The following is a 20,415-nucleotide window of genomic DNA, read 5'->3' on the forward strand; positions in this document are numbered from 1 at the left end:
ACCTTCCTATAATCGCGGTCTTTGGGGTCTTTAGCTCAGTCGGTAGAGCAGTAGACTTTTAATCTATTGGTCGCGGGTTCGAATCCCGCAGGACCCACCAAAATTCGAAGGGCTGACAGGCAACTGTCGGCCCTTTTTGTTTGGCTGTCCTTCCGGACAACTTCATCTCCTCGCGCTCTGCGTGGCTGCAGCTTCGACATCGATAGCACGCTGCGCCTTTCCCATAGCGTCATCCCCAGATCGTCGCCGGTCACATGCCCGGCGCGTCGCATTCTGCCGGCGCCGCTAGGGATTTCCTCTATAGCGCTGATAGCTACCAACAACCACCATATCCTCTAATGGAACCGGTTCCATACGGAGAAAAGCGCACAAATGGCAGATATCGTGATCGTGGCGAGCGCGTTCGGCGCCGCCCAGGTGCTGGATCAGGGACATCACGCCTATGTTCCCGTGGCCGCGTCGGTCGGTGCCGCCGGCTTCGAGGTGCGGCGTGAACTGTTGCCGGCGGGGCTCGATGGCGCGGTATCGACAACGCTTCTCGCTGCCTTGGGCCGGCTGATTGCCGCGCATGATCTCTGGGCGGTCTATTCGACGCCGGCCACGCTGTACACGGACGACGGTGCTCTGGACGCTGTCGCTATCCGCGGCGCGCTGGTCGAAGCGCAAGCCTTGGGCGCGCGCATCGTGAAGTTCCAGCTTGGCGGGTTTGCCGATGATGCGTCGGCAGAGGCGCTGGCCCAATTGCTGCAAGGCTGGCGCCCACGGGTGCTGGTTGAGAACGGTCAGCAGACGGTGGGTGGCTCGCTCGCGCAGTTCCGAGGTTTGTTCGACGCATTGGAAAGCGCGGGTGTGGCCGACATGCTGGGCATGACGTTCGACGTCGGCAACTGGGAATGGTCGGGCGAAGCGCCGCTGGCGTGCGCACGGGCCTTGGCTCCGTACGTTGAATACATCCATTGCAAAAGCGTCGCGGGCGAGGGTGCACGTCGTTTTGCGGTGGCACCCGCGGGCAACGATGCGCGGTTCGCCGCTGTGCTGGCGGCATTGCCGGGCGATGTTCCGCGCGGCATCGAATTTCCGTTCGACGCGGTCGATCTCGCTGTCGATGCGCATCGGCATGTCACGTGGCTCAAGGCCGCCTGACTGTGACTCAACATCAAAGGAGCTTACGCATGTCACAGATGTTGGATGTCATCACCTACGGCGAAGCCATGGCGATGTTCGTGGCGACGGCGCCTGGGCCGCTCGCGCAGGCCACGCAGTTCACCAAGCGGATTGCGGGTGCCGATCTGAACGTGGCCGTTGGCTTGAGCCGCCTCGGTTTTCGCGTCGGCTATGTGAGCCGGGTAGGGCAGGATTCGTTTGGCGAATATGTGTTGGAGACGCTGGCGCGCGAACGGATCGATGCCTCGTGCGTGACGGTAGATCGACAATATCCGACCGGCTTCCAGCTGAAGTCGCGGGCTGACGACGGCAGCGACCCGCGTGTTGAGTACTTCCGCAAGGGGTCGGCCGCCAGCCGGCTCTCCTGCGCCGACTATGTGGCCGACTATGTGCTCGGCGCTCGCCATCTGCATCTCACGGGTGTGGCCCCCGCGATTTCTGCATCGTCGTGTGAACTTGCGTTTCACTTCGCGAGGGAAATGCGCGCGGCGGGTGGCTCGATCTCGTTCGATCCGAATCTGCGACCCACGCTGTGGCCGTCCGCTGCCGAGATGGCGCGCACGCTGAACGCGCTGGCGGCGCTTTCCGATTGGGTGCTGCCTGGCTTGGCCGAGGGGCAGAAACTGACCGGCTATGACAGCCCGGCCGATATCGCCCGCTTCTATCTCGATCAAGGTGCCCGTGGCGTTGCCATCAAGCTGGGTGCTGCCGGCGCGTACTACCAGACCGCCGACGGTGCAGAAGGCATCGCCGACGGCGTGCGCGTGGAGCGCGTGGTCGACACGGTGGGCGCGGGCGACGGCTTTGCGGTGGGCGTTGTCAGCGCTCTGCTCGAAGGGCAGTCACCCGAATTGGCCGTTGCGCGCGGCAACCGTATCGGCGCGCTGGCGATCCAGGTGATCGGGGATTCCGAAGGCCTTCCGACCCGCGCCGAGCTTGATGTGCTTGAACAAGCGGCCCGCATTGTGTGCGAGCCGGAACCCATTTCCAGCGTGTAACGCAGCGCTTCGACTGCCGCACCTCGCGGGCGACGCAAACCATCAAAGGAGACACGACCATGGCAACGCAACTCGCTGCGCGGCGCTGGTGGATGATCATGCCGATCGTCTTTATCACCTACAGCCTGGCCTACCTCGATCGCGCGAACTATGGCTTCGCGGCGGCGGCCGGCATCAATCACGATCTGGGGATCAGCCAGGGGCTGTCGTCGTTGATTGGCGCGCTGTTCTTCCTCGGCTATTTCTTCTTCCAGATTCCGGGCGCGATCTACGCAGAACGCCGCAGCGTGAAGAAGCTCGTCTTCATCAGCCTGGTGTTGTGGGGGATGTGCGCGGCGCTCACGGGCGTCGTGAGTGACATTCCCTCGCTGCTGGCGATCCGGTTCGTGCTGGGCGTGGTTGAGGCGGCCGTCATGCCCGCGATGCTCATCTACATCAGCAACTGGTTTACCAAGCAGGAACGATCGCGCGCGAACACGTTCCTGATTCTCGGCAATCCCGTGACCGTGCTCTGGATGTCGGTGGTGTCGGGCTACCTCGTGCGCGAGTTCGGCTGGCGCCATATGTTCATCGCCGAGGGCGTGCCCGCCATCATCTGGGCCGTGTGCTGGTGGTGCCTGGTGCAGGACAAGCCCGCGCAGGCATCGTGGCTGAGCGCACAGGAAAAGCGCGACCTGGAACAGGCATTGGCGGCGGAGCAGGCGGCCATCAAGCCGATGCGCAACTATGGCGAGGCTTTCCGCTCGCCTGTCGTCATCAAGCTGTGCGCGCAGTATTTCTGCTGGAGCATCGGCGTCTACGGCTTCGTGCTGTGGCTGCCATCCATCGTGAAGAACGGCTCGTCGCTCAGCATGGTCGAAACGGGCTGGCTGTCGGCGCTGCCGTATCTGGCTGCCACCATCGCGATGCTCGTGGCGTCGTGGGCGTCTGACAAGGTCGGTTCGCGGCGCGGTTTCGTTTGGCCGTTCCTGCTAGTGGGCGCTGCGGCGTTTGCCGCATCGTATGGACTTGGGTCAACGCATTTCTGGATGTCGTACGCGTTGCTCGTCATTGCCGGTGCGGCGATGTATGCGCCGTATGGCCCGTTTTTCGCCATCGTGCCGGAGCTGCTGCCGAAGAACGTCGCGGGTGGCGCGATGGCGCTGATCAACAGCATGGGTGCCCTCGGTTCGTTTGTTGGCTCGTACTTCGTGGGCTACCTGAACGGTGCCACCGGCTCGCCGCTTGCGTCGTACGCATTCATGAGCGCCGCGCTTTTGGCAGCCGTGATCTTCACGCTCCGCGTCAAGCCGCAACCGCGTGATGTTTCCGCGCTTGCCCACCCCGTGCCTGGAAAATGAACTGATGAAACCTCTTGTCGTTGCCTACAAGCCGTTGCCTGACGATGTCGCGGCCCAGTTGCGCGAGCATGTCGAACTCGTGCAGGTCGACGGCGCTGCGGCGTTGACCGAGGCGCTTGCCCACGCCGAGGGCGCGATCGGTGCAAGCCTGAAGATCACGCCGCAGATGCTCGACCGCGCGCCCCGGCTCAAGGCGTGGTCCACGATCTCTGTGGGCTATGACAATTTCGACGTGCCTGATCTCACGCGTCGTGGCATTGCGCTGGCGCACACACCGGATGTGTTGACCGAGTCGACCGCCGATACCGTGTTCTCGCTGATTCTCGCGTCGGCGCGTCGCGTCGTGGAGCTTGCTGAGTGGGTCCGGGCAGGCAACTGGCAGCGCAGCATCGGCCCCGAGCTCTATGGCACGGACGTTCACAGCAAGACGATCGGCATCGTCGGACTGGGCCGCATTGGTGCGGCAGTGGCTCGCCGCGCAGCGCTGGGTTTCCGGATGCGTGTGCTGTACACGAACCGGCATCCACATCCCGAGGCCGAAGCGCAGTACGGCGCGCGCCGCGTGACGCTCGACACGTTGCTGGCCGAAGCCGATTTTATTTGCCTGCAGGTGCCGCTGACGCCTGAAACGCAGCACCTGATCGGCGCGGAGGAGTTGGCGAAGATGAAGCGCAGCGCGATCCTGATCAATGCGTCGCGTGGGCCCGTCGTTGACGAGGCAGCGCTCATCCATGCATTGCGCAACGGCACCATCCGAAGCGCGGGGTTGGACGTGTTCGAGCACGAGCCGCTGCCCGCCGACTCGCCACTGCCGGTGATGAAAAACGTGGTTGCGTTGCCCCATATCGGCTCCGCAACGCACGAGACGCGACACGCCATGGCCCGCTGCGCCGCCGACAACCTGGTCAAGGCGCTGGCCGCCACGTTGCGTGAGAACCTGGTCAATCCGCAGGTGCTGGAGCCCGCCCGCGCTTCATGAGTCGAATGCCGGGATTGCGCTATGATCCTCGCACCCTGGCTCCGGCCCCTCGCGCCGACGGACTGTTCTGAAGCGCACCGTGACTGATCTCCCATCCTCTTCCTCGCGCCCTGCGACCATCACCGACGTGGCCCGCGAAGCGGGAACCGGCAAGACCAGCGTGTCCCGCTATCTGAATGGCGAGACACAAGTCCTTTCCGAAGACTTGCGACAGCGCATCGAAGCCGCCATCCAGCGGTTGAACTACCGGCCCAACCAGATGGCGCGCGGTCTCAAGCGCGGCCGCAACCGCCTGCTCGGCATGCTGGTTGCTGATCTGACCAATCCTTATACGATCGAAGTGCTGCAAGGCGTGGAGGCGGCCTGCCACGCGCTCGGCTACATGCCGCTCATCTGCCACGCCGCAAACGAGGTCGAGATGGAGCGCCGGTTCGTCCAGTTGCTGACGACGTACCGGGTCGAGGGATTGATCGTCAATGCGCTCGGTGCAGAAGAGGCCGTGTTGCGCCCGCTGCGGGGCGGCGGAATTCCTGCCGTGCTGGTGGATCGCACGGTCGAAGGGTTCGACGCCGACTTGGTGGGCCTCGATAACCGCGACGCCGTCAGGTTGGGTGTGCAGCATTTGCTGGATCAAGGTTTCGATTCCATCCAGTTCATCGTGCAGCCGTTTGAGCAGGTCAGTTCGCGGCGTGAGCGCGAACTCGCCTTCCGAGAGACGATGGCAGCGCAAGGGCGTCCAGCGGAGCCGACCGTGGTGCTGGACCCAACCGATCCGGCGTCAGTCGAGCGTGCGCTGGCACAGATCGATGCACGCATCGATGCGGCGCACCGGCAGGGCGGAAAGCGACTGGCGCTGTTTGTTGCCAACGCGCCGGTTGCGCTGGTCGTTGCGCGGCATCTGCGCACGCAATTTGGCGCGGCTTGGCAGGAGCGGGCGGCGCTGCTGTCGATCGATGATCCGGAGTGGGCGGAGTTGATCGGCATCACCACGATTCGGCAACCGACATACGACATCGGTTACAAGGCAGTCGAATTCGTGCATGAGCGCATCGAAGGCGTGAGCGGGGATGCGCGAGTCGTGTTGCTGCCGGGTACGCTGGTCGAACGTGCGTCGACAGCGCATTCGGTGGAGGAGGCGTCATGACGTTGCGCCTGTATCTTGCCGGGCCGGACGTTTTCCGACCGGAGCCCGTCGCACACGGCGACACACTCAAGGCGTTGTGTGAGGAGTTCGGCTATATCGGCCTGTATCCGCTCGACAACTCCATCGCACCCCAGGCCAATGGCCCTGCGACCGCCGCGGAAATCTACCGCCAGAACATCGCGCTGATCGATTCAGCCGACGCCGTGCTCGCCAACGTCGCGGATTTTCGCGGCTACGAACCCGATTCCGGCACGTGCTTTGAAATCGGCTACGCCATTGCCCGTGGCAAAGACGTGTGGTGCTACAGCGTGCCCGCCGAGCCACTCTTGGGGCAGGTGCCGAACACCAACGGCAACGATGCAGATGGCTGGGCCGTGGAAGATTTCGGCCTGCCGCGCAACCTCATGATTGCTTGCAGCTGCCGCCTCGTCGTGGGCGATGTGCGCGTGTGCCTGGAGCGCATGCGCGCGCACTACGCATAGTCCGTGCGCTGGATATGCGGTTGCGGATTGCTTCCTTCGGAACAGTCGAGGCCGTCTACTTCGCACCAGGCAGCCCCGACAAATATCGGCCCACGCGGCATCGCACGACCATTGAAGGGGATGTGTCGGTTTAGGCGCCGTTCGTCTACAGCCCGGCCTCGGCCAGACGGGCATCAATACTCGCCAGCGTCAACGTCTGCGTAAACAGCCGCGTGAGCGATTGGCTCGCGTACTGCGGTACTTCGTCCGCCGTGGTCCAGCGGTATGCATCCATCTCGGGGATGAGCCGGCCGGTGTGATAGCTGTTAAACATCGACGTGCACGTCAGTGTGTCGAGTGCAACTTCTGCGCGGCGCAGGCGCGTGGCGAACAAGTGGAGCTCCTTGTCACGGCGATAGGGAAAGCGGCCCAGTTCGATCAGTGCGTGGCTGTCGAGCACGAGGCCGGTTTCCTCGCGTGTCTCGCGCAGGGCGGCGTCGCGGTCGTTTTCGCCCGGGTCGGGGGCGCCTTTGGGGATGTCCCAGTGGCGCGTTTCTGTGGCGTGGGCGAGGAGAACGTCGCCGTCTTCGTTGAGCAGGACGATGCCGCAGGATAGGGCGATCGGCATGTTATTTCGCTCCGACGCGTTGCGTGATGCGTGCAGTCAGCAATTGGTGCTCGCGGCTGAATAGCCGGCGGTAGGCCAGCAGGACGGCCGCGACGGTCCCCAGCCCCGAAGACGCCGCCAGCAGGAACATGATGACGATCTGGTAGCGCACGGCCTCCAGCGGCGACTGCCCCGCCAGCACCTGGCCCGTCATCATGCCGGGCAGGCTCACCACGCCCACGACGGTCATCTGATTGATGATCGGCGTCATGCCGGCGCGCACGGCCGTGCGTGCGGCATTGCGAGCGGCCTCCCAGCGTGTGCCACCCAGCGCAAGAATTGTCTCCACTTGGTCGCGCGTGGCAGTGAGTTCGCCGGTCATTCGCTCCAGCGCAAGGCCCACGCCGGTGAGCGTGTTCCCCAGGATCATCCCCATGATCGGGATGGCGTATTGCGGCTCATACCACGGCCGCGCATGCAGTACGGCCACCAGCCCGATCGCTCCGATCAGCCATGTGCTGCCGAAGACCGACAACGTGCCGTCCAGCCGCAGGCCCACATAGCTGCGTGCGCCCCGGCTGCCGGTTGCATGCCCGGCAATCAGCGTCATGGCGGCCACGATGCCCAGCACCACCGGCCAATGCGCGTGGGCGAATACCCATTCGAGAACGAGGCCCACCGCCAGCAACTGCGCGACGGTCCGCAAGGCCGCCCAAGCCAGGCGGCGCTCGAGCCCAAGCCCCAGCCCGACGGATAGCGCGCCGTTCACGAGGATCAGCGCAGCCGCAATGCCGACCTGCCAAGCGGAGAGCGAGAGGTCCTGCTCGTTCATCGCGTGGGCTCCGTGTCGAGCTGTCCGGCAACCATGCGCCAATGCCGATCGCCGATGCGTTCCGCCTGCGCCGGATCGTGCGTCACCCACATCCACGCATGCCGCTCGGGCGCCTGAGCGAACCAATGCTGCAAAAGCGCCTCAACGGCGCGTGCGGAGGCGGGGTCAAGGGCGGCTGTAGGTTCGTCAAGCAGCAGGACGGTCGGCCCTGTCTGCAGCGTGCGGACCAGCGCTGCGATCTGCGCTTCACCGCCGGAAAGATCGATGGCGTTCTTGTCTAGAAAGATGGCGTCGCGCTCGGCGCCCGCAAGCAGGGCGATGGCGGCGTCGCGATCGAATCCGGTGCTATGTCGCCGCGCATGTAGGCCGTATGGCATGTGCAGGTTGTCTTCCACTGTGCCAGAGAGCAACGCGGGGCGCTGACGCACGTACGCCACCTGGCAACGATAGGCCGGAACCGCGCGCGGTCCGATCACTTGGCCATGCCATGTCACCTGCCCGCCATCGAGCGGATCGAGCAATGCCAGCGCGCGCAGCAGCACGCTTTTGCCCGCACCTGAGGGCCCGGTCAGCGCAATGCGATCGCCGGCCTGCACGGCAAGCGTGGCAGGTTGCAGCAGCGTGACACCGGTGCGTGCATCGCGGCGTTGGAGATGGGAGGCGGCCAGCATGGTGGGGCGAGTGTGTTGCGTACGGTACGGCATCAATGCGCCGCTTTTATGCATTATGCATATGAGCGGGGGCTGGGCTCCTCCGCCGTAATCCTGAACTCGCCTGCGCAGGCGCTGTGCCGTCGCCGCGTGGTTACGCCATCCGCGTGCCATGCGGAGTGGCCCCTAGCCCAAACGGAGCAGCCTGAATGCGCTGACCGGTGGCCGATGTCGGACGAATCCGACATGCCATTCAGCGACGAGCGGGTCGCCATTTGGGCATGCGAGGCATAGGATCGAAGCATCACTAGAAGAAGCGACGGAGGGCGCCATGGAGACCGACAAAGTGCAAGTTGCCCACCCATGGTGGCAGCCGGGAGTCTTTGCATCTGCGCCGGCCATTTTTCTGTGGGTCTGCGCGGAGTTGCCTCCCGATATGCTGGGCGCCATCTTCCATGCGGGCACGTCGCCCGATTCCCTTCGACATGTTGGTGACACGCTGTTCGTGATCGGCTGGACCGCCAGCGGCGCGCTGATGTGGCACGGCCGGCGGCGCATCGGGCGTGACGCGGACGTGACAGTGCAACCAGCTCCCGCCGCGGTGGGTGCAACGGAGCAGCCGCACGGGCTCGCTGGTTTGCGCCAGAACATGGCCCGGCGCTGGGAGCGCATGCGCCATCCGATTCCGCTGCACTGATATTGCGCTGCCACAAACGAGAAAGGCCGGATTGCTCCGGCCTTTTTTGGCGGGCGGGTAGCCCTTTCAGGAGGTGCTGCCCGGGATGATCTCGTTAGCATCGGCATTAGACGCGGGCGTTGGCGCACTGACCGGCTCGCCTTGTGCATCCTGCCATTTCTTGTAGCCCCACCAAGCCGCTCCCGCCACGATCCCCACCTTGCCGAGCTTGCGCGTGATCCGACCGATGAAGGTGCGGCGCAATCCTGCATACGCGAGCGACAGGGCGGTGCCCACCAGCGGATATTCACGCGCAATGCCCAGCGCCCGCATCAGGCCATTGGGGCGCGCCAGCGGGCGGATGATGTTGGGTAGCAACGCGCCAAGGCCGCCCAGGCTGAAGGTACGGCTGGTGGCGCGATGTACATCGTTGCGGGCCTGGGCGTAGTCGTAGCGCTCCAGCGCAGCGCGTGTCAGTAGCAATTCCTTGCGGACGCTTAGCGGCAGGCGCGTTTCGGCACCGCGGCGTGATGGCCGCACATGATGTCGTGCACTCGATGCGGGTTCGTTCATTGACGGGCCGGGCGATGGCGTGTGTTCGGTCGGATCGGTCATCGGCGCAGGATCTCCCGGTCTTTGTCGAGTTCGGCCAGCGTGGCCTCGAACAGTGGCGGTGCGTTACGCAGGAGCGAGCGTACCTTCCACAGGCACGCCGCCGCGCCCAGCGCATACAGCGCGGCCATCACGGCAAGAGACTGCCAGCGATACGTATCCCAGCACAAGATGACCACCAGCGCCGTCAGCGTCATGATGGACAGGCCGATCAGGCTCACGGCCAGCATGCCTAGGAAAGCGGTGCCGAGCAGCCGTTCTTTTTCTTCAGCCAGTTCAACGCTGGCCAGCTCAAGCCGCGTCTGCAGCATCGAGACGACCGTGCCGGCCAGTTTCTTTAAGGAAGCGAACAGCTTTGGGCTGGTGTCGTCGGTCATGAGGTGTTGAGAGGGTGCTAGGCCAATGGCGCCACTGCGGACGCAGCACGCGCCATGCCCGGAATGGGGCCGCCAAAATGCAACTGGCCGATGGCGCGATCCACAGGGCGCGCGCCATCGGCCAGAAAGGCTGCTGCGGGTTACTTGCGGTTGAGCAGCAGGCCGATCAGCAGGCCCACGCCGGCCGCCACGCCCACGGCTTGCCACGGATGATCGTGGACGTAGTCATCGGTAGCGCGTGCGGCAGCCTTGCTCTTGTGGACGACCGCGTCTTGCAGGTCCTGCGCCTTTTCCTTGGCTTGGCGGAGCATGCCCATGCCGCGTTCGCGCAGTTCGGCGGCTTTTTCGCCGCTGCTGGAGGCAGCTTGTTTGAGCAGGGTTTCAGCGTCGGACAGTACAGTCTTCACGTCGGTCATCAGTTTCTCCTTATTGACGGAATCGGCCAGGTTGGGGGAAGTGTTCGTCATGGTCGGGTCCTCGGTGTCGGGGGTAGTTCAATCGTCAATATCTTGGCGCGCTTATTCGCTAGCATATGTGTGAGCGCTGCGAAACTTCAAGCGCTCGCGTCGCGCGCACTGCGATGGATCAAGGCTTCGGTCATTGTCCGGCAATGTGCGCACGCCTTCCACCCTGTTGTCAGCAAATGCCGCGCCTAATGACGAAAAGTGATGTTGTTGTGAATTTATAGTCGTTTTGGTTGGATGGCAATCTGGCTATAGTGGTTCCCAATCTGTGTATGGAGGACACGATGTCTCTACGTTTGGGCGATATCGCCCCTGATTTCGAGCAGGATTCCAGTGAAGGCCGCATCAAGTTTCATGAGTGGCTGGGCAATAGCTGGGGCGTGCTTTTTTCGCACCCGGCCGATTACACGCCGGTCTGCACCACCGAACTGGGCCTGACCGCCAAGCTGAAGGATGAATTTGCCAAGCGCAATGTCAAGGCCATTGCGCTGTCGGTCGATTCGGTCGAGTCGCATAAGGGCTGGATCAACGACATCAACGAGACACAGAACACCAGCGTCAACTTTCCGATCATTGCTGACCCCGATCGCAAGGTCTCGCAGCTGTACGACATGATCCATCCGAATGCGAGCGAGACCTTTACCGTGCGTTCGCTGTTCGTGATCGATCCGAACAAGAAGATCCGCCTGACGATTACGTATCCGGCCTCGACGGGGCGCAATTTCAATGAAGTGCTGCGCGTGATCGACTCGCTGCAGTTGACCGACAGCCACAGCGTGGCCACGCCGGGCAACTGGCAAGACGGCGACGACGTGGTCATCGTGCCGTCGTTGAAGGACGAGGAAGTCCTCAAGCAGAAATTCCCGAAGGGCTACAAGGCGGTGCGGCCGTATCTGCGCCTGACGCCGCAGCCCAACAAGTGACCGTCTCCTTGGTAGTGTGATTGCCGCCCGGCCCTGTGCCGGGCGTTTTTTGCGTTGGATCCTGAACCGGTTCCTAGGCAAAACAAAACCGGCCAGCCCTTTCGGGTCTGGCCGGTTTGTCTTTTGTGAAGACGGTTCAGTGTGCGATCAGATCGCCCAGCCGCCTGCGTAGAAGGCCACCAGCGCGCCGGCAATCGCCACGGTGCCGATGTTCAGCTTGCGCCATTCGCCGGCCACCAGGCGGCCGATCACCAGCGTGCTGAAGCCGAGCATGATGCCGGTGACGATGTTGCAGGTCAGCACGATGAACACGGCACAGACCAGGCCAGACAGCGCGTCAACCATGTCGTCCATGTGCAGCTTGCTCACGCTGGAGAGCATCAGCAGGCCGACATACATCAGCGCCGGGGCCGTAGCGTACGACGGCACCAGGCCAGCCAGCGGCGAAAAGAACATCACCGCCAGGAACATCACGCCGACCACGACAGCCGTCAGGCCCGTCTTGCCGCCTGCCGCCACGCCAACCGTCGACTCGATGTAAGCCGCTGCCGGAGCACCACCGAAGAATGCCGAGAAGATCGAGCTGATCGAATCGGCCGTCAGCGCGCGGCCACCGTTGATGATGTGGCCCTTGTCGTTGAGCAGACCGGCTTGGCCTGCCACGGCGCGGATCGTGCCGGTGGCATCGAACACGGCGGTCATCACCAGCGCCAGCACGCTCGGCAGCACGGCGGCGGTGAGCGCACCGCGGATATCCATTGCACCGATCAGCGAGGCATGACCTGCGGCGGCGAGTGAAGGCACGGCGAACACGCCGGTAAACTTCACGGCGGGGTCAAAGATCAGGCCCAGGATCGAGATGGCGACGATCACGATCAGGATGCCACCCGGCACGCGACGACGCTCCATGCCGAAGATGGCGGCCAGACCCAGCACCGACATCATGACCGGGAAGGCGGTCACGTGGCCCAGCGCAACAGGCAGGCCCTCGCCCGCGTTTTTGACCACCAGACCGACGTCGTTGGAGGCGATCAGCAGCAGGAACAGGCCGATGCCGATGCCTGTGCCATGCGCCACGCCCGAAGGCAGATTGCGCAGGATCCAGGAGCGCACGCCCGTAGCCGAGATGGCGGTGAAGGCCACACCCATGAGGAACACGGCGCCCAGCGCGACTTCTGGCGTCAGCTTTTGCCCAAGCACCAGGCCAAAGGCCATGAACGCGGTCAGCGAAATTGCGCAGCCGATGGCGATCGGCAACTTGGCCCATAGACCCATCAGCAGCGAACCGAAGGCGGTGGTCAGACACACTGCGACGAAGACTGCGCTGGTATCAAAGCCGGCCTTGCCCAGCATGCCGGGCACGACAAACACGGCGTAGACCATTGCCATGAAGGTGGTGATGCCAGCCACGACCTCGCGCTTTTGCGTGCTGCCGCGTGCAGAAATCTGGAAGTAGCGATCAATGGCACGCGCATCGGCGATGCCAGCGGCGCCAAGTTCCGTCGACGACGGAATGGACTGTTCAGCCATGGTGGGTTTGTCTCCTGGCAGGACTCCGCGCCGGCCGATCTTGGTCGTCCGCGTAAGGTGCCCTGTTCTGGTTTTGATATCGGTACGGGTGCCTGCGTACGCGCGCCGGCATTCTCCAGACCGTTGTCTCGCGATTGGTTTTGTCGCGTGGCGCTGCAATCTGCGTGTGGATCGCGCGCTCGTTCTATCGGTGTGAGGGGCGTGCGGCCCAACAATCCGCCGACACTTGGACCGAAGCATAGACGCGCGCTACCGCCGATTCATGCGGCGTGGCGTATCCCGGTCATTTGCAAATTGGTATATCGCGAGGGAAGGAGAACAACAGTGCCCAGGACGGGCGAGAGGTGCGGCAGCGGGTGTGGCGAGTGGTGCACGAGTGTGCCCCAACTCGCCGGAAAAACAAAGCGCAATCAGAAGAAGGCCTGGATGCCGGTCTGTGCGCGGCCCAGGATCAGCGCGTGGATATCGTGCGTGCCTTCGTACGTATTCACCACTTCCAGATTCACCACGTGGCGGATTACGCCAAACTCATCGGAGATACCGTTGCCGCCCAGCATGTCGCGCGCCACGCGGGCGATATCGAGCGACTTGCCGCACGAGTTACGCTTCATGATCGACGTGATTTCCACCGCCGCCGTGCCTTCGTCCTTCATGCGGCCCAGACGCAGGCAGCCTTGCAGGCCGAGCGTGATTTCGGTCTGCATGTCGGCCAGCTTTTTCTGCACAAGCTGGTTGGCGGCGAGAGGGCGGCCGAACTGCTTGCGATCCAGCACGTACTGGCGCGCGATGTGCCAGCAAGCTTCTGCAGCGCCCAGGGCGCCCCACGCGATGCCGTAGCGCGCCGAGTTCAGGCACGTGAACGGGCCCTTGAGGCCGCGCACGCCCGGCATCAGGTTTTCTTCCGGCACGAACACTTCGTCCAGCACGATTTCACCGGTGATCGACGTACGCAAGCCGACCTTGCCATGGATGGCAGGTGCCGTCAGACCCTTCCATCCTTTCTCGAGGATGAAGCCGCGGATTTCGTCCTCGCCGTTGTCATTCGGCAGCTTGCCCCACACGACAAAGACATCGGCGATGGGCGAATTGGTGATCCACATCTTGGCGCCCGACAGCGAGTAGCCGCCGTCGACCTTCTTGGCGCGCGTGATCATCGAGGCCGGGTCGGAACCGTGGTTCGGCTCGGTCAGGCCAAAGCAGCCGATCCACTCGCCGGTTGCCAGCTTGGGCAGGTACTTCTGCTTTTGCGCTTCGCTGCCGAATTCATAGATCGGCACCATCACCAGCGACGACTGCACGCTCATCATCGAGCGATAGCCCGAATCCACACGTTCAACTTCCCGCGCGATCAGGCCGTAGCTGACGTAGTTCAGGCCGGGGCCGCCGTACTGCTCGGGAATCGTGGGGCCCAGCAGGCCCAGCTCGCCCATCTCACGAAAGATCGATGCGTCGGTTTTCTCATGCCGGAACGACTCCAGCACGCGCGGCATCAGCTTGTCTTGGCAGTACGACGCGGCGGCGTCGCGCACCATGCGCTCGTCGTCAGTCAGTTGTTGGTCGAGCAGCAGCGGGTCGGCCCAATTGAAGGCATTGCGAGCAGTCACAGCGGTAGTCTCCGAGTCTTTGTTGTTCCGATATGCGGAACACAGTTTCGAAATTTAGAGCTATCATAGCGCAAGCATCGACAATTTCCAGGGCTTTTTTGCCATGAGCACAACCCGTCTCCCTGACCCCGAATTCGATACGGCGCCCGCCGAGTCGAGCGACCCGAATTTCGTCACGGCACTGGCGCGCGGGCTGGAGCTGCTGCGCGCATTTCGCCCGGGCGACACGCTGCTCGGCAACCAGGAATTCGTGCGGCGCACGGGCTTTCCCAAAGCCACGGTCAGCCGACTGGCCGGCACGTTGGTCTCGCTCGGCTACCTGCGTTACGACGAGGCCCTCGGCAAATACGGACTCGACGCCGGTGTGCTCGCGCTCGGGTTCGCCTATCTGGCCTCGAGCGACGTGATCCAGCTCGCGCGGCCGCACATGAGCGCATTTGCGCAGCGCTTTGGCGTATCGATCTCGCTAGGCAAGCGCGATCGGCTGGACATGGTGTATCTGGAAACGATCCGTCACGACAGCCCCTCGATGAGCGGGTCGTCCGGGCTGGGCGTGGGTTCGCGGCTGTCGCTGCTGTCGAGTTCGATGGGACGGGCGTATCTGGCTTCGTTGCCTGCAGCGCGGCGTGAGCGCTTGTACGAAGCACTGCGCACGCAGCAGCCGGCGCAGTGGGCGGCAGAAGGTGCCGCCGCAGATGACGCAGTGAAAGCCGGCATACGCAATGGTTACGCCGTATCCTTGCGCGACTGGCATCCAGCCATCCACGCGTGTGCGGTGGCGTTCTTCGCGCCGAGCCAGCGTGAGCCCTACGTGGTGAGCTGCAGCGCGCCTTACACGGCCGCCGACGCAGAGCGCATTCGCGATGAGCTAGCCCCTGCGCTGAAAGAGTTCGCGGCAAGGCTCGGCCAAGTGGTCGAGCCAGCCTGAGCCGCGTCGATCAAAGGTCGGTGCGCAGCTTCCAAAGCTCCGGAAACAACACGACATCCAGCATCTTCCGCAGGTAGCCGACACCCTCGGTGCCGCCCGTGCCGCGCTTGAAGCCAATCACGCGCTCCACCGTCGTCACGTGCCGGAAGCGCCATTGCCGGAACGCGTCTTCCAGATCGACGAACTTCTCGGCCAGTTCGTACAGCTCCCAATGGTGCGTCGGGTCTCGATAGACCTCCAGCCACGCTGCTTCCACCGAAGCGTTGTAAGTGACCGGGCGCGACCAATCGCGCTCGACGCAATCCGCGTCGAATGCAAAGCCGTGGCGCGCCATGTAACGCACGGCCTCGTCATACAGCGACGGCGTTTCCAATGCAGCTTTGACCTGTTCGTAATGCTCGGTGCGGTGCGCGTGTGGCTTGAGCATCGCCGCGTTCTTGTTGCCGAGAATGAACTCGATCTCGCGGTACTGATACGACTGGAAGCCCGACGATTGCCCCAGGTGCGGGCGCATGGCCGAGTACTCCGGTGGCGTCATCGTGGCGAGCACGTTCCACGCCTGCACCAGCTGATCCATGATGCGCGAGACGCGCGCCAGCATCTTGAATGCGGGCGGCAGGTTGTCATTGCGCACGCAATCCCGTGCGGCACGCAGCTCGTGCAGCATCAGCTTCATCCACAGCTCGGTGGTCTGATGCTGGACGATGAAGAGCATCTCGTTGTGATCGGGCGAGCGCGGGTGTTGTGCGTTCAGGATCTGGTCGAGCGCGAGGTAGTCGCCATAGCTCATCGATTTCGAGAAATCGAGCTGTGCGTCGTGCCAGCCTTCGTTCTGGGCGGCATGCATGGGGCAGCCAGATGCTGCGGGTTGATTCGGGTTCGACATCTCAGGTCACCAGCGTACGTTCGTTGAATTGGGCCGATTGCCATGCGCCGGTCTCCAGCACATCGCGCAGCACCTCCACGGCATCCCACACATCGGCAAAGCTCGTGTACAGCGGCGTGAAACCGAAACGCATGATGCGCGGCTCGCGGTAGTCGCCGATCACGCCTCGCTCGATCAGTGCCTGCACCACGGCATAGCCGTTGGGGTGTTCGTAGCTGACGTGACTGCCGCGGATGGCGTGCTCACGCGGCGTGACGAGCGTGAGCGGGAAGCCTGCGCAGCGCGTTTCCACCAGCGTGATGAAAAGGTCGGTGAGCGCGAGCGATTTGGCCCGCAGCGTGGTCATCGACGTCTGCGCGAAGATGTCGAGCCCGCATTCCACCATCGCCATCGACGTGATCGGCTGCGTGCCACACAGGAATCGGCCGATGCCGGCGTCGGCTGTGTAGCGCGACTCCATCGCGAAGGGCCGTGCATGGCCCCACCAGCCCGACAGCGGCTGCCAGAAGCGCTCGCGCAGTGCCGGTGCCACCCACACGAAGGCGGGCGAGCCGGGGCCACCGTTCAGGTATTTGTAGGTGCAGCCGATGGCGTAATCGGCGCCGCCTGCGTGCAGGTCCACGGGCACAGCGCCGGCCGAATGCGCGAGATCCCAGATGGCCAGGGCGCCGTGCTTGTGCGCCAGCGCAGAGACGGCCGCCATGTCATACATGTGCCCGCTCTTGTAGTTGACGTGCGTGAGCATGGTGACGGCGACGTCATCACCCAGCGCGCCTTCAAGTTCCTCCGGCGAATCGATCAGTCGCAGCTTGTAGCCGTCGCGCAGCATATCGGCCAGTCCTTCCGCGATGTACAGGTCTGTCGGGAAGTTGTGCGTTTCCGAAACGATGATCTTGCGGTCTGGCGCGTCTTCGCGCTGCACGCGAATCGCTGCGGCAAGCACCTTGAACAGGTTGATCGACGTGGTGTCTGTGACGACGACTTCGTCTTCGCGCGCACCGATCAGCGGCGCCAGTTTGTTGCCGAGGCGGCGCGGCAGTTCAAACCAGCCGGCTTGGTTCCAGCTGCGGATCAGGCCGTCGCCCCATTCGCTGGCGACGACTTCCTGCGCGCGGGCGAGGGCAGCTTTCGGGCGTGCGCCGAGCGAGTTGCCGTCCAGATAAATCACGCCGTCGGGCAGCGCAAAGGCGTCGCGCAGCGAGCCGATCGGATCGGCCGCGTCGCGTTCGAGGCAGGAGTTGCGGGTGATTGTCATGTGAGTGCGGGGGCGAAAAATCGGTTGGGGTTCTGTCGTCGTATCGATCAGGGCAGGCTGCGCAGCACAGCGCGCACCGGGCTTGCATCGAGGGTGGCGAACTTAAGGGGCAGGGCGATCAGTTCGTAATCGCCGGCAGGCACGTCGTCGAGCACCAGTCCTTCGAGGATGGCGAGGCCGTGTTTGCCGACGGCGTGGTGCGCGTCCATGGTCTTGGAGGTTTGCGGGTCGAGCGAGGCGGTGTCGACGCCGATGAGCTTGACACCGTGAGCAGCGAGAAGCGCGATGGTTTCGGGCGCAACGGCGGCAAAGTTGTCGTCCCACGCGTTCTGCGGCATGTGTGCATACGTGCGCAGCAGCACGCGCGGCGGCGTGTCGGTCAGCGCTTCACGTATGTGTTCCGGCTCGACGCGCGCCATGCCCACGCAGTGAATGACGCGGCACGGCCCAAGGTAAGCGTCCAGCGGCACGTGCCCGATGGCAGCACCGTCGGCGCGGTAGTGCAGCGGCGCGTCGGCATGCGCGCCCGTGTGCGGCGAGAGCGTGATGCGCCCGACGTTGACTGGGCAGTCGCCTTCCAACTTCCACGCAATTTCCTGCGAAAACGGCGTGTCGCCGGGCCAAGTGGGCGTGGCGGGCGATAGGGCGGGGCTGATGTCCCACAAAGTGCGTTCCAAGGCGGCTCCAGGGCGGAAAATTCGTTGAATCCGTGCCGAAATGATAGGGAAAACCACGCGCAATGGGTGTGCATAATTGTGCGTGCTATCTCGTTGAATTCGCATAAAATTCAACATATACAAGAAATCACGCAAAGAACGACGACAGATGCAACTCGATACCACCGATCTGCGCATTCTGCAGGTATTGCAGGAAGACGGCCGCATCAGTAACCAAGACTTGGCCGAGCGCGTGGCGCTGTCGCCGTCCGCTTGCCTGCGGCGTGTGCGGATGCTGGAAGAGGGTGGTGCCATCACCGGCTATCGGGCGCAGCTGGGGCGCGCGGCACTCGGGCTGGAACTCGAAGCCATCGTGCAGGTGTCGATGCGTCAGGACGTGACGGGCTGGCACGAGACGTTCATGGCTGCGGTGCAGAGTTGGCCCGAGATCGTGGCCGCTTACATCATCACCGGGGATTGCAACTACATCCTGCGCGTGCAGGCGCCAAACCTGCAGCACTACTCGGAGTTCATCATCGAGCGGCTGTACAAGACGCCCGGCGTGATGGACATCCGCTCCAATATCGTCCTGCGTACCATCAAGGACCGCGATGGCGGCCTTGCGCTGCTGATGGAAGCGCGTGGCGTGCGCCCGCTGGAGGGCGGGGCGGCGAGCAAGCGAGGGAAGGCAAAGTAGACGCTAGCGCAGGAGTTTCTGACGAGAATCAATCCCCTACTGCAAGCATGCGCAGATAGTGGCCCCTGTGTTGTCGACCGGAGCGGGCCATGGCCAAGAAGTTTCCGCTGCATCCTGTGCACCCTGAGCGCATCTGCTGGGGCTGCGACAAGTATTGCTCCACCGACGCCCTGGGCTGCGGCAACGGCTCGGGCCGCACGCAGCACCCGGCCGAGTTGCTCGGCGACGATTGGTATGAATTCGGGGATTGGGGCATCGAGGCGGAAGCGCCGCAGAAGGCAGCCACTTCCACGTGACGTTACCGGCTTGTCAGTCGCCGATGCGCGTGAGCGACGAGAACGCGCCGCGATGGAACACCAGCGGTGCGCCATCCGCGTCGATCACGCCGCAGCGCTCGACTTCACCCACGAAGATGACGTGGTCGCCCTCGTCATATCGGCTGCGGTTATGGCACTCGAACCACGCCAGCGATTGCGCGAGGATCGGCAGGCCAGTTGGGCTCAGGCGATAGTCGATGTTGGCAAAGCGGTCGCCTTTGAGCGTGGCGAAGCGCTTGCACAGGTCCAACTGCTCGGCCGCCAGGATATTGATGACGTAGTGCGAGCCGGCGTGGAATAGCGGAAACGAATTGGCCTGCGTGCCCAGGCTCCACAGCACCAGCGGTGGATCCAGCGACACCGAATTGAACGAGCTGGCCGTTACGCCTACGAACGCCGGCGTGCCCGGTCGGCCTTCCGAGCGCGTGGTAACCACCGTCACCCCAGTAGCAAACTGAGAGAGCGCTCGCCGGAAGTGCGCGGCGTCAAAATCGGGCGGGGTGGCGCGGCCATGTGGGCGTCGATGTGACGACGCCTCGCGCGCGGAAGATTCCGGGGCGCGCGCATCCATGGGAATGGCTCCGTGTTGGTCCATGAAAACTACCGAAAGTAATACTCAATTGTAACGGACGCCCGATAGGCCGCGTCAGGGTAGGGCTTTGCGTGGTCCTGCGATCACATGACGGTGCCTGTGTCAGGATGAGGGGCTTCGGCCGACTAATGGCAGCCTAATCAACCGCAGGAGAATTCGAATGACTGAACAACGCGCCCTTGAGACCGCCGTTCTGGGCGGCGGCTGCTTTTGGTGCCTGGAGGCCGTGTTCCAGCAAGTGCAAGGCGTGCACAGCGTGGTGTCCGGCTACGCCGGCGGCCATGTCGATCGCCCGAGTTACCGTGCCGTATGCAACGGCAACACCGGCCATGCGGAAGTGGTAGCCGTAAAGTTCGACCCGGCTGTGATTCCGTATCGCGAGATTCTCGACATTTTCTTCGCCATTCATGACCCAACCACCGTGGATCGCCAGGGCAACGATGTCGGCCCGCAATACCGTTCAGCCATCTTTGCGCAAACGCCCGAGCAATTGGCGACGGCGCGCACGGTCATTGCCGAACTCGGCGCCAGCGATATTTTTGAAGCGCCCATCGTGACGGAACTGGTGGATGCCGCTGACGGCAAGGTGACCTTCTGGCGCGCGGAAGACGAGCACCAGAACTACTTCCGCGACCACCCGGCGCAAGGCTACTGCGCGTTCGTGATCTCGCCCAAGGTGGCGAAATTCCGCAAGCAGTTTGCGCACCGCTTGCAGGGTTAGGA

The 20,415-nt window shown here is 63.5% G+C and carries 24 protein-coding genes and 1 tRNA gene; 13 read left to right on the forward strand and 12 right to left on the reverse strand.

Going from position 1 to position 20,415, the window contains the following annotated elements; all coding sequences use genetic code 11:
* Positions 1–24 precede the first annotated feature (24 nt).
* The 7 genes from ACCD03_RS10620 to ACCD03_RS10650 all read left to right on the forward strand — a co-directional run bounded on the left by ACCD03_RS10620 (position 25) and on the right by ACCD03_RS10650 (position 6,107).
* A tRNA-Lys gene (locus tag ACCD03_RS10620) sits at positions 25–100 on the forward strand.
* 272 nt (positions 101–372) lie between these two features.
* On the forward strand, positions 373–1,143 hold the full coding sequence (locus tag ACCD03_RS10625) for a sugar phosphate isomerase/epimerase family protein (RefSeq protein WP_413411498.1): 771 nt from the start codon (positions 373–375) through the stop codon (positions 1,141–1,143).
* Between the two features lie 29 nt (positions 1,144–1,172).
* Positions 1,173–2,162 (forward strand): sugar kinase, encoded by a 990-nt coding sequence (locus ACCD03_RS10630; RefSeq protein ID WP_413411499.1) that lies wholly within the window; start codon positions 1,173–1,175, stop codon positions 2,160–2,162.
* A 59-nt stretch (positions 2,163–2,221) separates the two neighbouring features.
* Positions 2,222–3,502 carry an MFS transporter gene (locus ACCD03_RS10635; RefSeq protein WP_413411500.1) on the forward strand — a complete coding sequence of 427 codons (1,281 nt, stop codon included), beginning with the start codon at positions 2,222–2,224 and terminating at the stop codon, positions 3,500–3,502.
* Positions 3,503–3,506: 4 nt separating this feature from the next.
* Positions 3,507–4,481 carry an NAD(P)-dependent oxidoreductase gene (locus ACCD03_RS10640; RefSeq protein ID WP_413411501.1) on the forward strand — a complete coding sequence of 325 codons (975 nt, stop codon included), beginning with the start codon at positions 3,507–3,509 and terminating at the stop codon, positions 4,479–4,481.
* A 79-nt stretch (positions 4,482–4,560) separates the two neighbouring features.
* Entirely contained in the window at positions 4,561–5,625 is a 1,065-nt protein-coding gene (locus ACCD03_RS10645; RefSeq protein WP_413411502.1) for a LacI family DNA-binding transcriptional regulator, read from the forward strand.
* On the forward strand, positions 5,622–6,107 hold the full coding sequence (locus tag ACCD03_RS10650) for a nucleoside 2-deoxyribosyltransferase (protein ID WP_413411503.1): 486 nt from the start codon (positions 5,622–5,624) through the stop codon (positions 6,105–6,107). The genes ACCD03_RS10645 and ACCD03_RS10650 overlap by 4 nt, the downstream gene beginning before the upstream one ends.
* Before the next feature lie 145 nt (positions 6,108–6,252).
* Here ACCD03_RS10650 and ACCD03_RS10655 read toward each other — a convergent pair whose 3' ends face one another.
* Genes ACCD03_RS10655 through ACCD03_RS10665 form a run of 3 tightly spaced genes read right to left on the reverse strand, consistent with a single transcriptional unit; the run spans position 6,253 to position 8,196 of the window.
* Positions 6,253–6,714, reverse strand: coding sequence for an NUDIX domain-containing protein (locus ACCD03_RS10655; protein ID WP_413411504.1), 462 nt, complete (start codon positions 6,712–6,714; stop codon positions 6,253–6,255).
* Position 6,715: 1 nt separating this feature from the next.
* Complete coding sequence (locus ACCD03_RS10660; protein ID WP_413411505.1) at positions 6,716–7,525, reverse strand: ABC transporter permease; 810 nt, start codon at positions 7,523–7,525, stop codon at positions 6,716–6,718.
* A complete protein-coding gene (locus ACCD03_RS10665) occupies positions 7,522–8,196 on the reverse strand; it encodes an ATP-binding cassette domain-containing protein (protein ID WP_413411511.1) in 675 nt (224 codons plus the stop codon). The genes ACCD03_RS10660 and ACCD03_RS10665 overlap by 4 nt, the downstream gene beginning before the upstream one ends.
* Before the next feature lie 310 nt (positions 8,197–8,506).
* Between ACCD03_RS10665 and ACCD03_RS10670 the strand changes: the two genes are divergently transcribed.
* Entirely contained in the window at positions 8,507–8,872 is a 366-nt protein-coding gene (locus tag ACCD03_RS10670) for a hypothetical protein (RefSeq protein ID WP_045204572.1), read from the forward strand.
* A gap of 66 nt (positions 8,873–8,938) precedes the next feature.
* Here ACCD03_RS10670 and ACCD03_RS10675 read toward each other — a convergent pair whose 3' ends face one another.
* The 3 genes from ACCD03_RS10675 to ACCD03_RS10685 all read right to left on the reverse strand — a co-directional run bounded on the left by ACCD03_RS10675 (position 8,939) and on the right by ACCD03_RS10685 (position 10,307).
* Positions 8,939–9,466: a DUF3318 domain-containing protein gene (locus ACCD03_RS10675; protein WP_045204571.1), complete on the reverse strand. Its 528-nt coding sequence runs from the start codon at positions 9,464–9,466 to the stop codon at positions 8,939–8,941.
* Entirely contained in the window at positions 9,463–9,840 is a 378-nt protein-coding gene (locus ACCD03_RS10680) for a phage holin family protein (protein ID WP_024976342.1), read from the reverse strand. The genes ACCD03_RS10675 and ACCD03_RS10680 overlap by 4 nt, the downstream gene beginning before the upstream one ends.
* A gap of 140 nt (positions 9,841–9,980) precedes the next feature.
* A complete protein-coding gene (locus ACCD03_RS10685; RefSeq protein WP_009238780.1) occupies positions 9,981–10,307 on the reverse strand; it encodes a DUF883 family protein in 327 nt (108 codons plus the stop codon).
* A 281-nt stretch (positions 10,308–10,588) separates the two neighbouring features.
* On the opposite strand from ACCD03_RS10685, the gene ACCD03_RS10690 reads away from it, so the two are divergent.
* Positions 10,589–11,227: a peroxiredoxin gene (locus tag ACCD03_RS10690; protein ID WP_024976341.1), complete on the forward strand. Its 639-nt coding sequence runs from the start codon at positions 10,589–10,591 to the stop codon at positions 11,225–11,227.
* Positions 11,228–11,374: 147 nt separating this feature from the next.
* Here ACCD03_RS10690 and ACCD03_RS10695 read toward each other — a convergent pair whose 3' ends face one another.
* Both ACCD03_RS10695 and ACCD03_RS10700 read right to left on the reverse strand, forming a co-directional pair.
* Positions 11,375–12,757, reverse strand: a complete 1,383-nt coding sequence (locus ACCD03_RS10695) for an NCS2 family permease (RefSeq protein ID WP_413411506.1) — start codon at positions 12,755–12,757, stop codon at positions 11,375–11,377.
* Positions 12,758–13,167: 410 nt separating this feature from the next.
* Positions 13,168–14,361, reverse strand: coding sequence for an acyl-CoA dehydrogenase (locus ACCD03_RS10700; protein WP_045204570.1), 1,194 nt, complete (start codon positions 14,359–14,361; stop codon positions 13,168–13,170).
* Positions 14,362–14,464: 103 nt separating this feature from the next.
* Between ACCD03_RS10700 and ACCD03_RS10705 the strand changes: the two genes are divergently transcribed.
* Positions 14,465–15,289 (forward strand): IclR family transcriptional regulator, encoded by an 825-nt coding sequence (locus ACCD03_RS10705; RefSeq protein WP_413411507.1) that lies wholly within the window; start codon positions 14,465–14,467, stop codon positions 15,287–15,289.
* 10 nt (positions 15,290–15,299) lie between these two features.
* On the opposite strand, the gene kynA is transcribed toward ACCD03_RS10705, so the two are convergent.
* The 3 genes from kynA to kynB are packed head-to-tail and all read right to left on the reverse strand — an operon-like array spanning position 15,300 to position 18,107.
* Positions 15,300–16,136: a tryptophan 2,3-dioxygenase gene (gene kynA, locus ACCD03_RS10710; RefSeq protein ID WP_394373628.1), complete on the reverse strand. Its 837-nt coding sequence runs from the start codon at positions 16,134–16,136 to the stop codon at positions 15,300–15,302.
* A 40-nt stretch (positions 16,137–16,176) separates the two neighbouring features.
* The gene (kynU, locus tag ACCD03_RS10715) at positions 16,177–17,430 is read right to left on the reverse strand and encodes a kynureninase (RefSeq protein WP_413411508.1); all 1,254 of its coding nucleotides are present in this window, start codon (positions 17,428–17,430) and stop codon (positions 16,177–16,179) included.
* A gap of 47 nt (positions 17,431–17,477) precedes the next feature.
* The gene (kynB, locus tag ACCD03_RS10720; RefSeq protein WP_253536611.1) at positions 17,478–18,107 is read right to left on the reverse strand and encodes an arylformamidase; all 630 of its coding nucleotides are present in this window, start codon (positions 18,105–18,107) and stop codon (positions 17,478–17,480) included.
* 148 nt (positions 18,108–18,255) lie between these two features.
* On the opposite strand from kynB, the gene ACCD03_RS10725 reads away from it, so the two are divergent.
* The gene (locus ACCD03_RS10725) at positions 18,256–18,783 is read left to right on the forward strand and encodes an Lrp/AsnC family transcriptional regulator (RefSeq protein WP_024976334.1); all 528 of its coding nucleotides are present in this window, start codon (positions 18,256–18,258) and stop codon (positions 18,781–18,783) included.
* An 89-nt stretch (positions 18,784–18,872) separates the two neighbouring features.
* Entirely contained in the window at positions 18,873–19,079 is a 207-nt protein-coding gene (locus tag ACCD03_RS10730; protein WP_024976333.1) for a DUF3079 domain-containing protein, read from the forward strand.
* Positions 19,080–19,092: 13 nt separating this feature from the next.
* On the opposite strand, the gene ACCD03_RS10735 is transcribed toward ACCD03_RS10730, so the two are convergent.
* A complete protein-coding gene (locus tag ACCD03_RS10735) occupies positions 19,093–19,671 on the reverse strand; it encodes a flavin reductase family protein (RefSeq protein WP_253537475.1) in 579 nt (192 codons plus the stop codon).
* 181 nt (positions 19,672–19,852) lie between these two features.
* On the opposite strand from ACCD03_RS10735, the gene msrA reads away from it, so the two are divergent.
* Complete coding sequence (gene msrA, locus ACCD03_RS10740; RefSeq protein WP_325652667.1) at positions 19,853–20,413, forward strand: peptide-methionine (S)-S-oxide reductase MsrA; 561 nt, start codon at positions 19,853–19,855, stop codon at positions 20,411–20,413.
* The last annotated feature ends 2 nt before the right edge of the window (positions 20,414–20,415 follow it).

This window comes from Ralstonia sp. Ralssp135 (genome assembly GCF_047304345.1).
Taxonomy (GTDB): Bacteria; Pseudomonadota; Gammaproteobacteria; order Burkholderiales; family Burkholderiaceae; genus Ralstonia; species Ralstonia chuxiongensis.

What these genes read in the sequence shown, in the direction of transcription:
- ACCD03_RS10625 (WP_413411498.1), top strand. Translation starts at nt 373, where the DNA reads ATGGCAGATATCGTGATCGTGGCGAGCGCGTTCGGCGCCGCCCAGGTG.
- ACCD03_RS10630 (WP_413411499.1), top strand. Translation starts at nt 1,173, where the DNA reads ATGTCACAGATGTTGGATGTCATCACCTACGGCGAAGCCATGGCGATG.
- ACCD03_RS10635 (WP_413411500.1), top strand. Translation starts at nt 2,222, where the DNA reads ATGGCAACGCAACTCGCTGCGCGGCGCTGGTGGATGATCATGCCGATC.
- ACCD03_RS10640 (WP_413411501.1), top strand. Translation starts at nt 3,507, where the DNA reads ATGAAACCTCTTGTCGTTGCCTACAAGCCGTTGCCTGACGATGTCGCG.
- ACCD03_RS10650 (WP_413411503.1), top strand. Translation starts at nt 5,622, where the DNA reads ATGACGTTGCGCCTGTATCTTGCCGGGCCGGACGTTTTCCGACCGGAG.
- ACCD03_RS10655 (WP_413411504.1), bottom strand. Translation starts at nt 6,714, where the DNA reads ATGCCGATCGCCCTATCCTGCGGCATCGTCCTGCTCAACGAAGACGGC.
- ACCD03_RS10660 (WP_413411505.1), bottom strand. Translation starts at nt 7,525, where the DNA reads ATGAACGAGCAGGACCTCTCGCTCTCCGCTTGGCAGGTCGGCATTGCG.
- ACCD03_RS10665 (WP_413411511.1), bottom strand. Translation starts at nt 8,196, where the DNA reads ATGCTGGCCGCCTCCCATCTCCAACGCCGCGATGCACGCACCGGTGTC.
- ACCD03_RS10670 (WP_045204572.1), top strand. Translation starts at nt 8,507, where the DNA reads ATGGAGACCGACAAAGTGCAAGTTGCCCACCCATGGTGGCAGCCGGGA.
- ACCD03_RS10675 (WP_045204571.1), bottom strand. Translation starts at nt 9,466, where the DNA reads ATGACCGATCCGACCGAACACACGCCATCGCCCGGCCCGTCAATGAAC.
- ACCD03_RS10680 (WP_024976342.1), bottom strand. Translation starts at nt 9,840, where the DNA reads ATGACCGACGACACCAGCCCAAAGCTGTTCGCTTCCTTAAAGAAACTG.
- ACCD03_RS10685 (WP_009238780.1), bottom strand. Translation starts at nt 10,307, where the DNA reads ATGACGAACACTTCCCCCAACCTGGCCGATTCCGTCAATAAGGAGAAA.
- ACCD03_RS10690 (WP_024976341.1), top strand. Translation starts at nt 10,589, where the DNA reads ATGTCTCTACGTTTGGGCGATATCGCCCCTGATTTCGAGCAGGATTCC.
- ACCD03_RS10695 (WP_413411506.1), bottom strand. Translation starts at nt 12,757, where the DNA reads ATGGCTGAACAGTCCATTCCGTCGTCGACGGAACTTGGCGCCGCTGGC.
- ACCD03_RS10705 (WP_413411507.1), top strand. Translation starts at nt 14,465, where the DNA reads ATGAGCACAACCCGTCTCCCTGACCCCGAATTCGATACGGCGCCCGCC.
- kynA (WP_394373628.1), bottom strand. Translation starts at nt 16,136, where the DNA reads ATGCATGCCGCCCAGAACGAAGGCTGGCACGACGCACAGCTCGATTTC.
- kynU (WP_413411508.1), bottom strand. Translation starts at nt 17,430, where the DNA reads ATGACAATCACCCGCAACTCCTGCCTCGAACGCGACGCGGCCGATCCG.
- ACCD03_RS10725 (WP_024976334.1), top strand. Translation starts at nt 18,256, where the DNA reads ATGCAACTCGATACCACCGATCTGCGCATTCTGCAGGTATTGCAGGAA.
- ACCD03_RS10730 (WP_024976333.1), top strand. Translation starts at nt 18,873, where the DNA reads ATGGCCAAGAAGTTTCCGCTGCATCCTGTGCACCCTGAGCGCATCTGC.
- ACCD03_RS10735 (WP_253537475.1), bottom strand. Translation starts at nt 19,671, where the DNA reads ATGGATGCGCGCGCCCCGGAATCTTCCGCGCGCGAGGCGTCGTCACAT.
- msrA (WP_325652667.1), top strand. Translation starts at nt 19,853, where the DNA reads ATGACTGAACAACGCGCCCTTGAGACCGCCGTTCTGGGCGGCGGCTGC.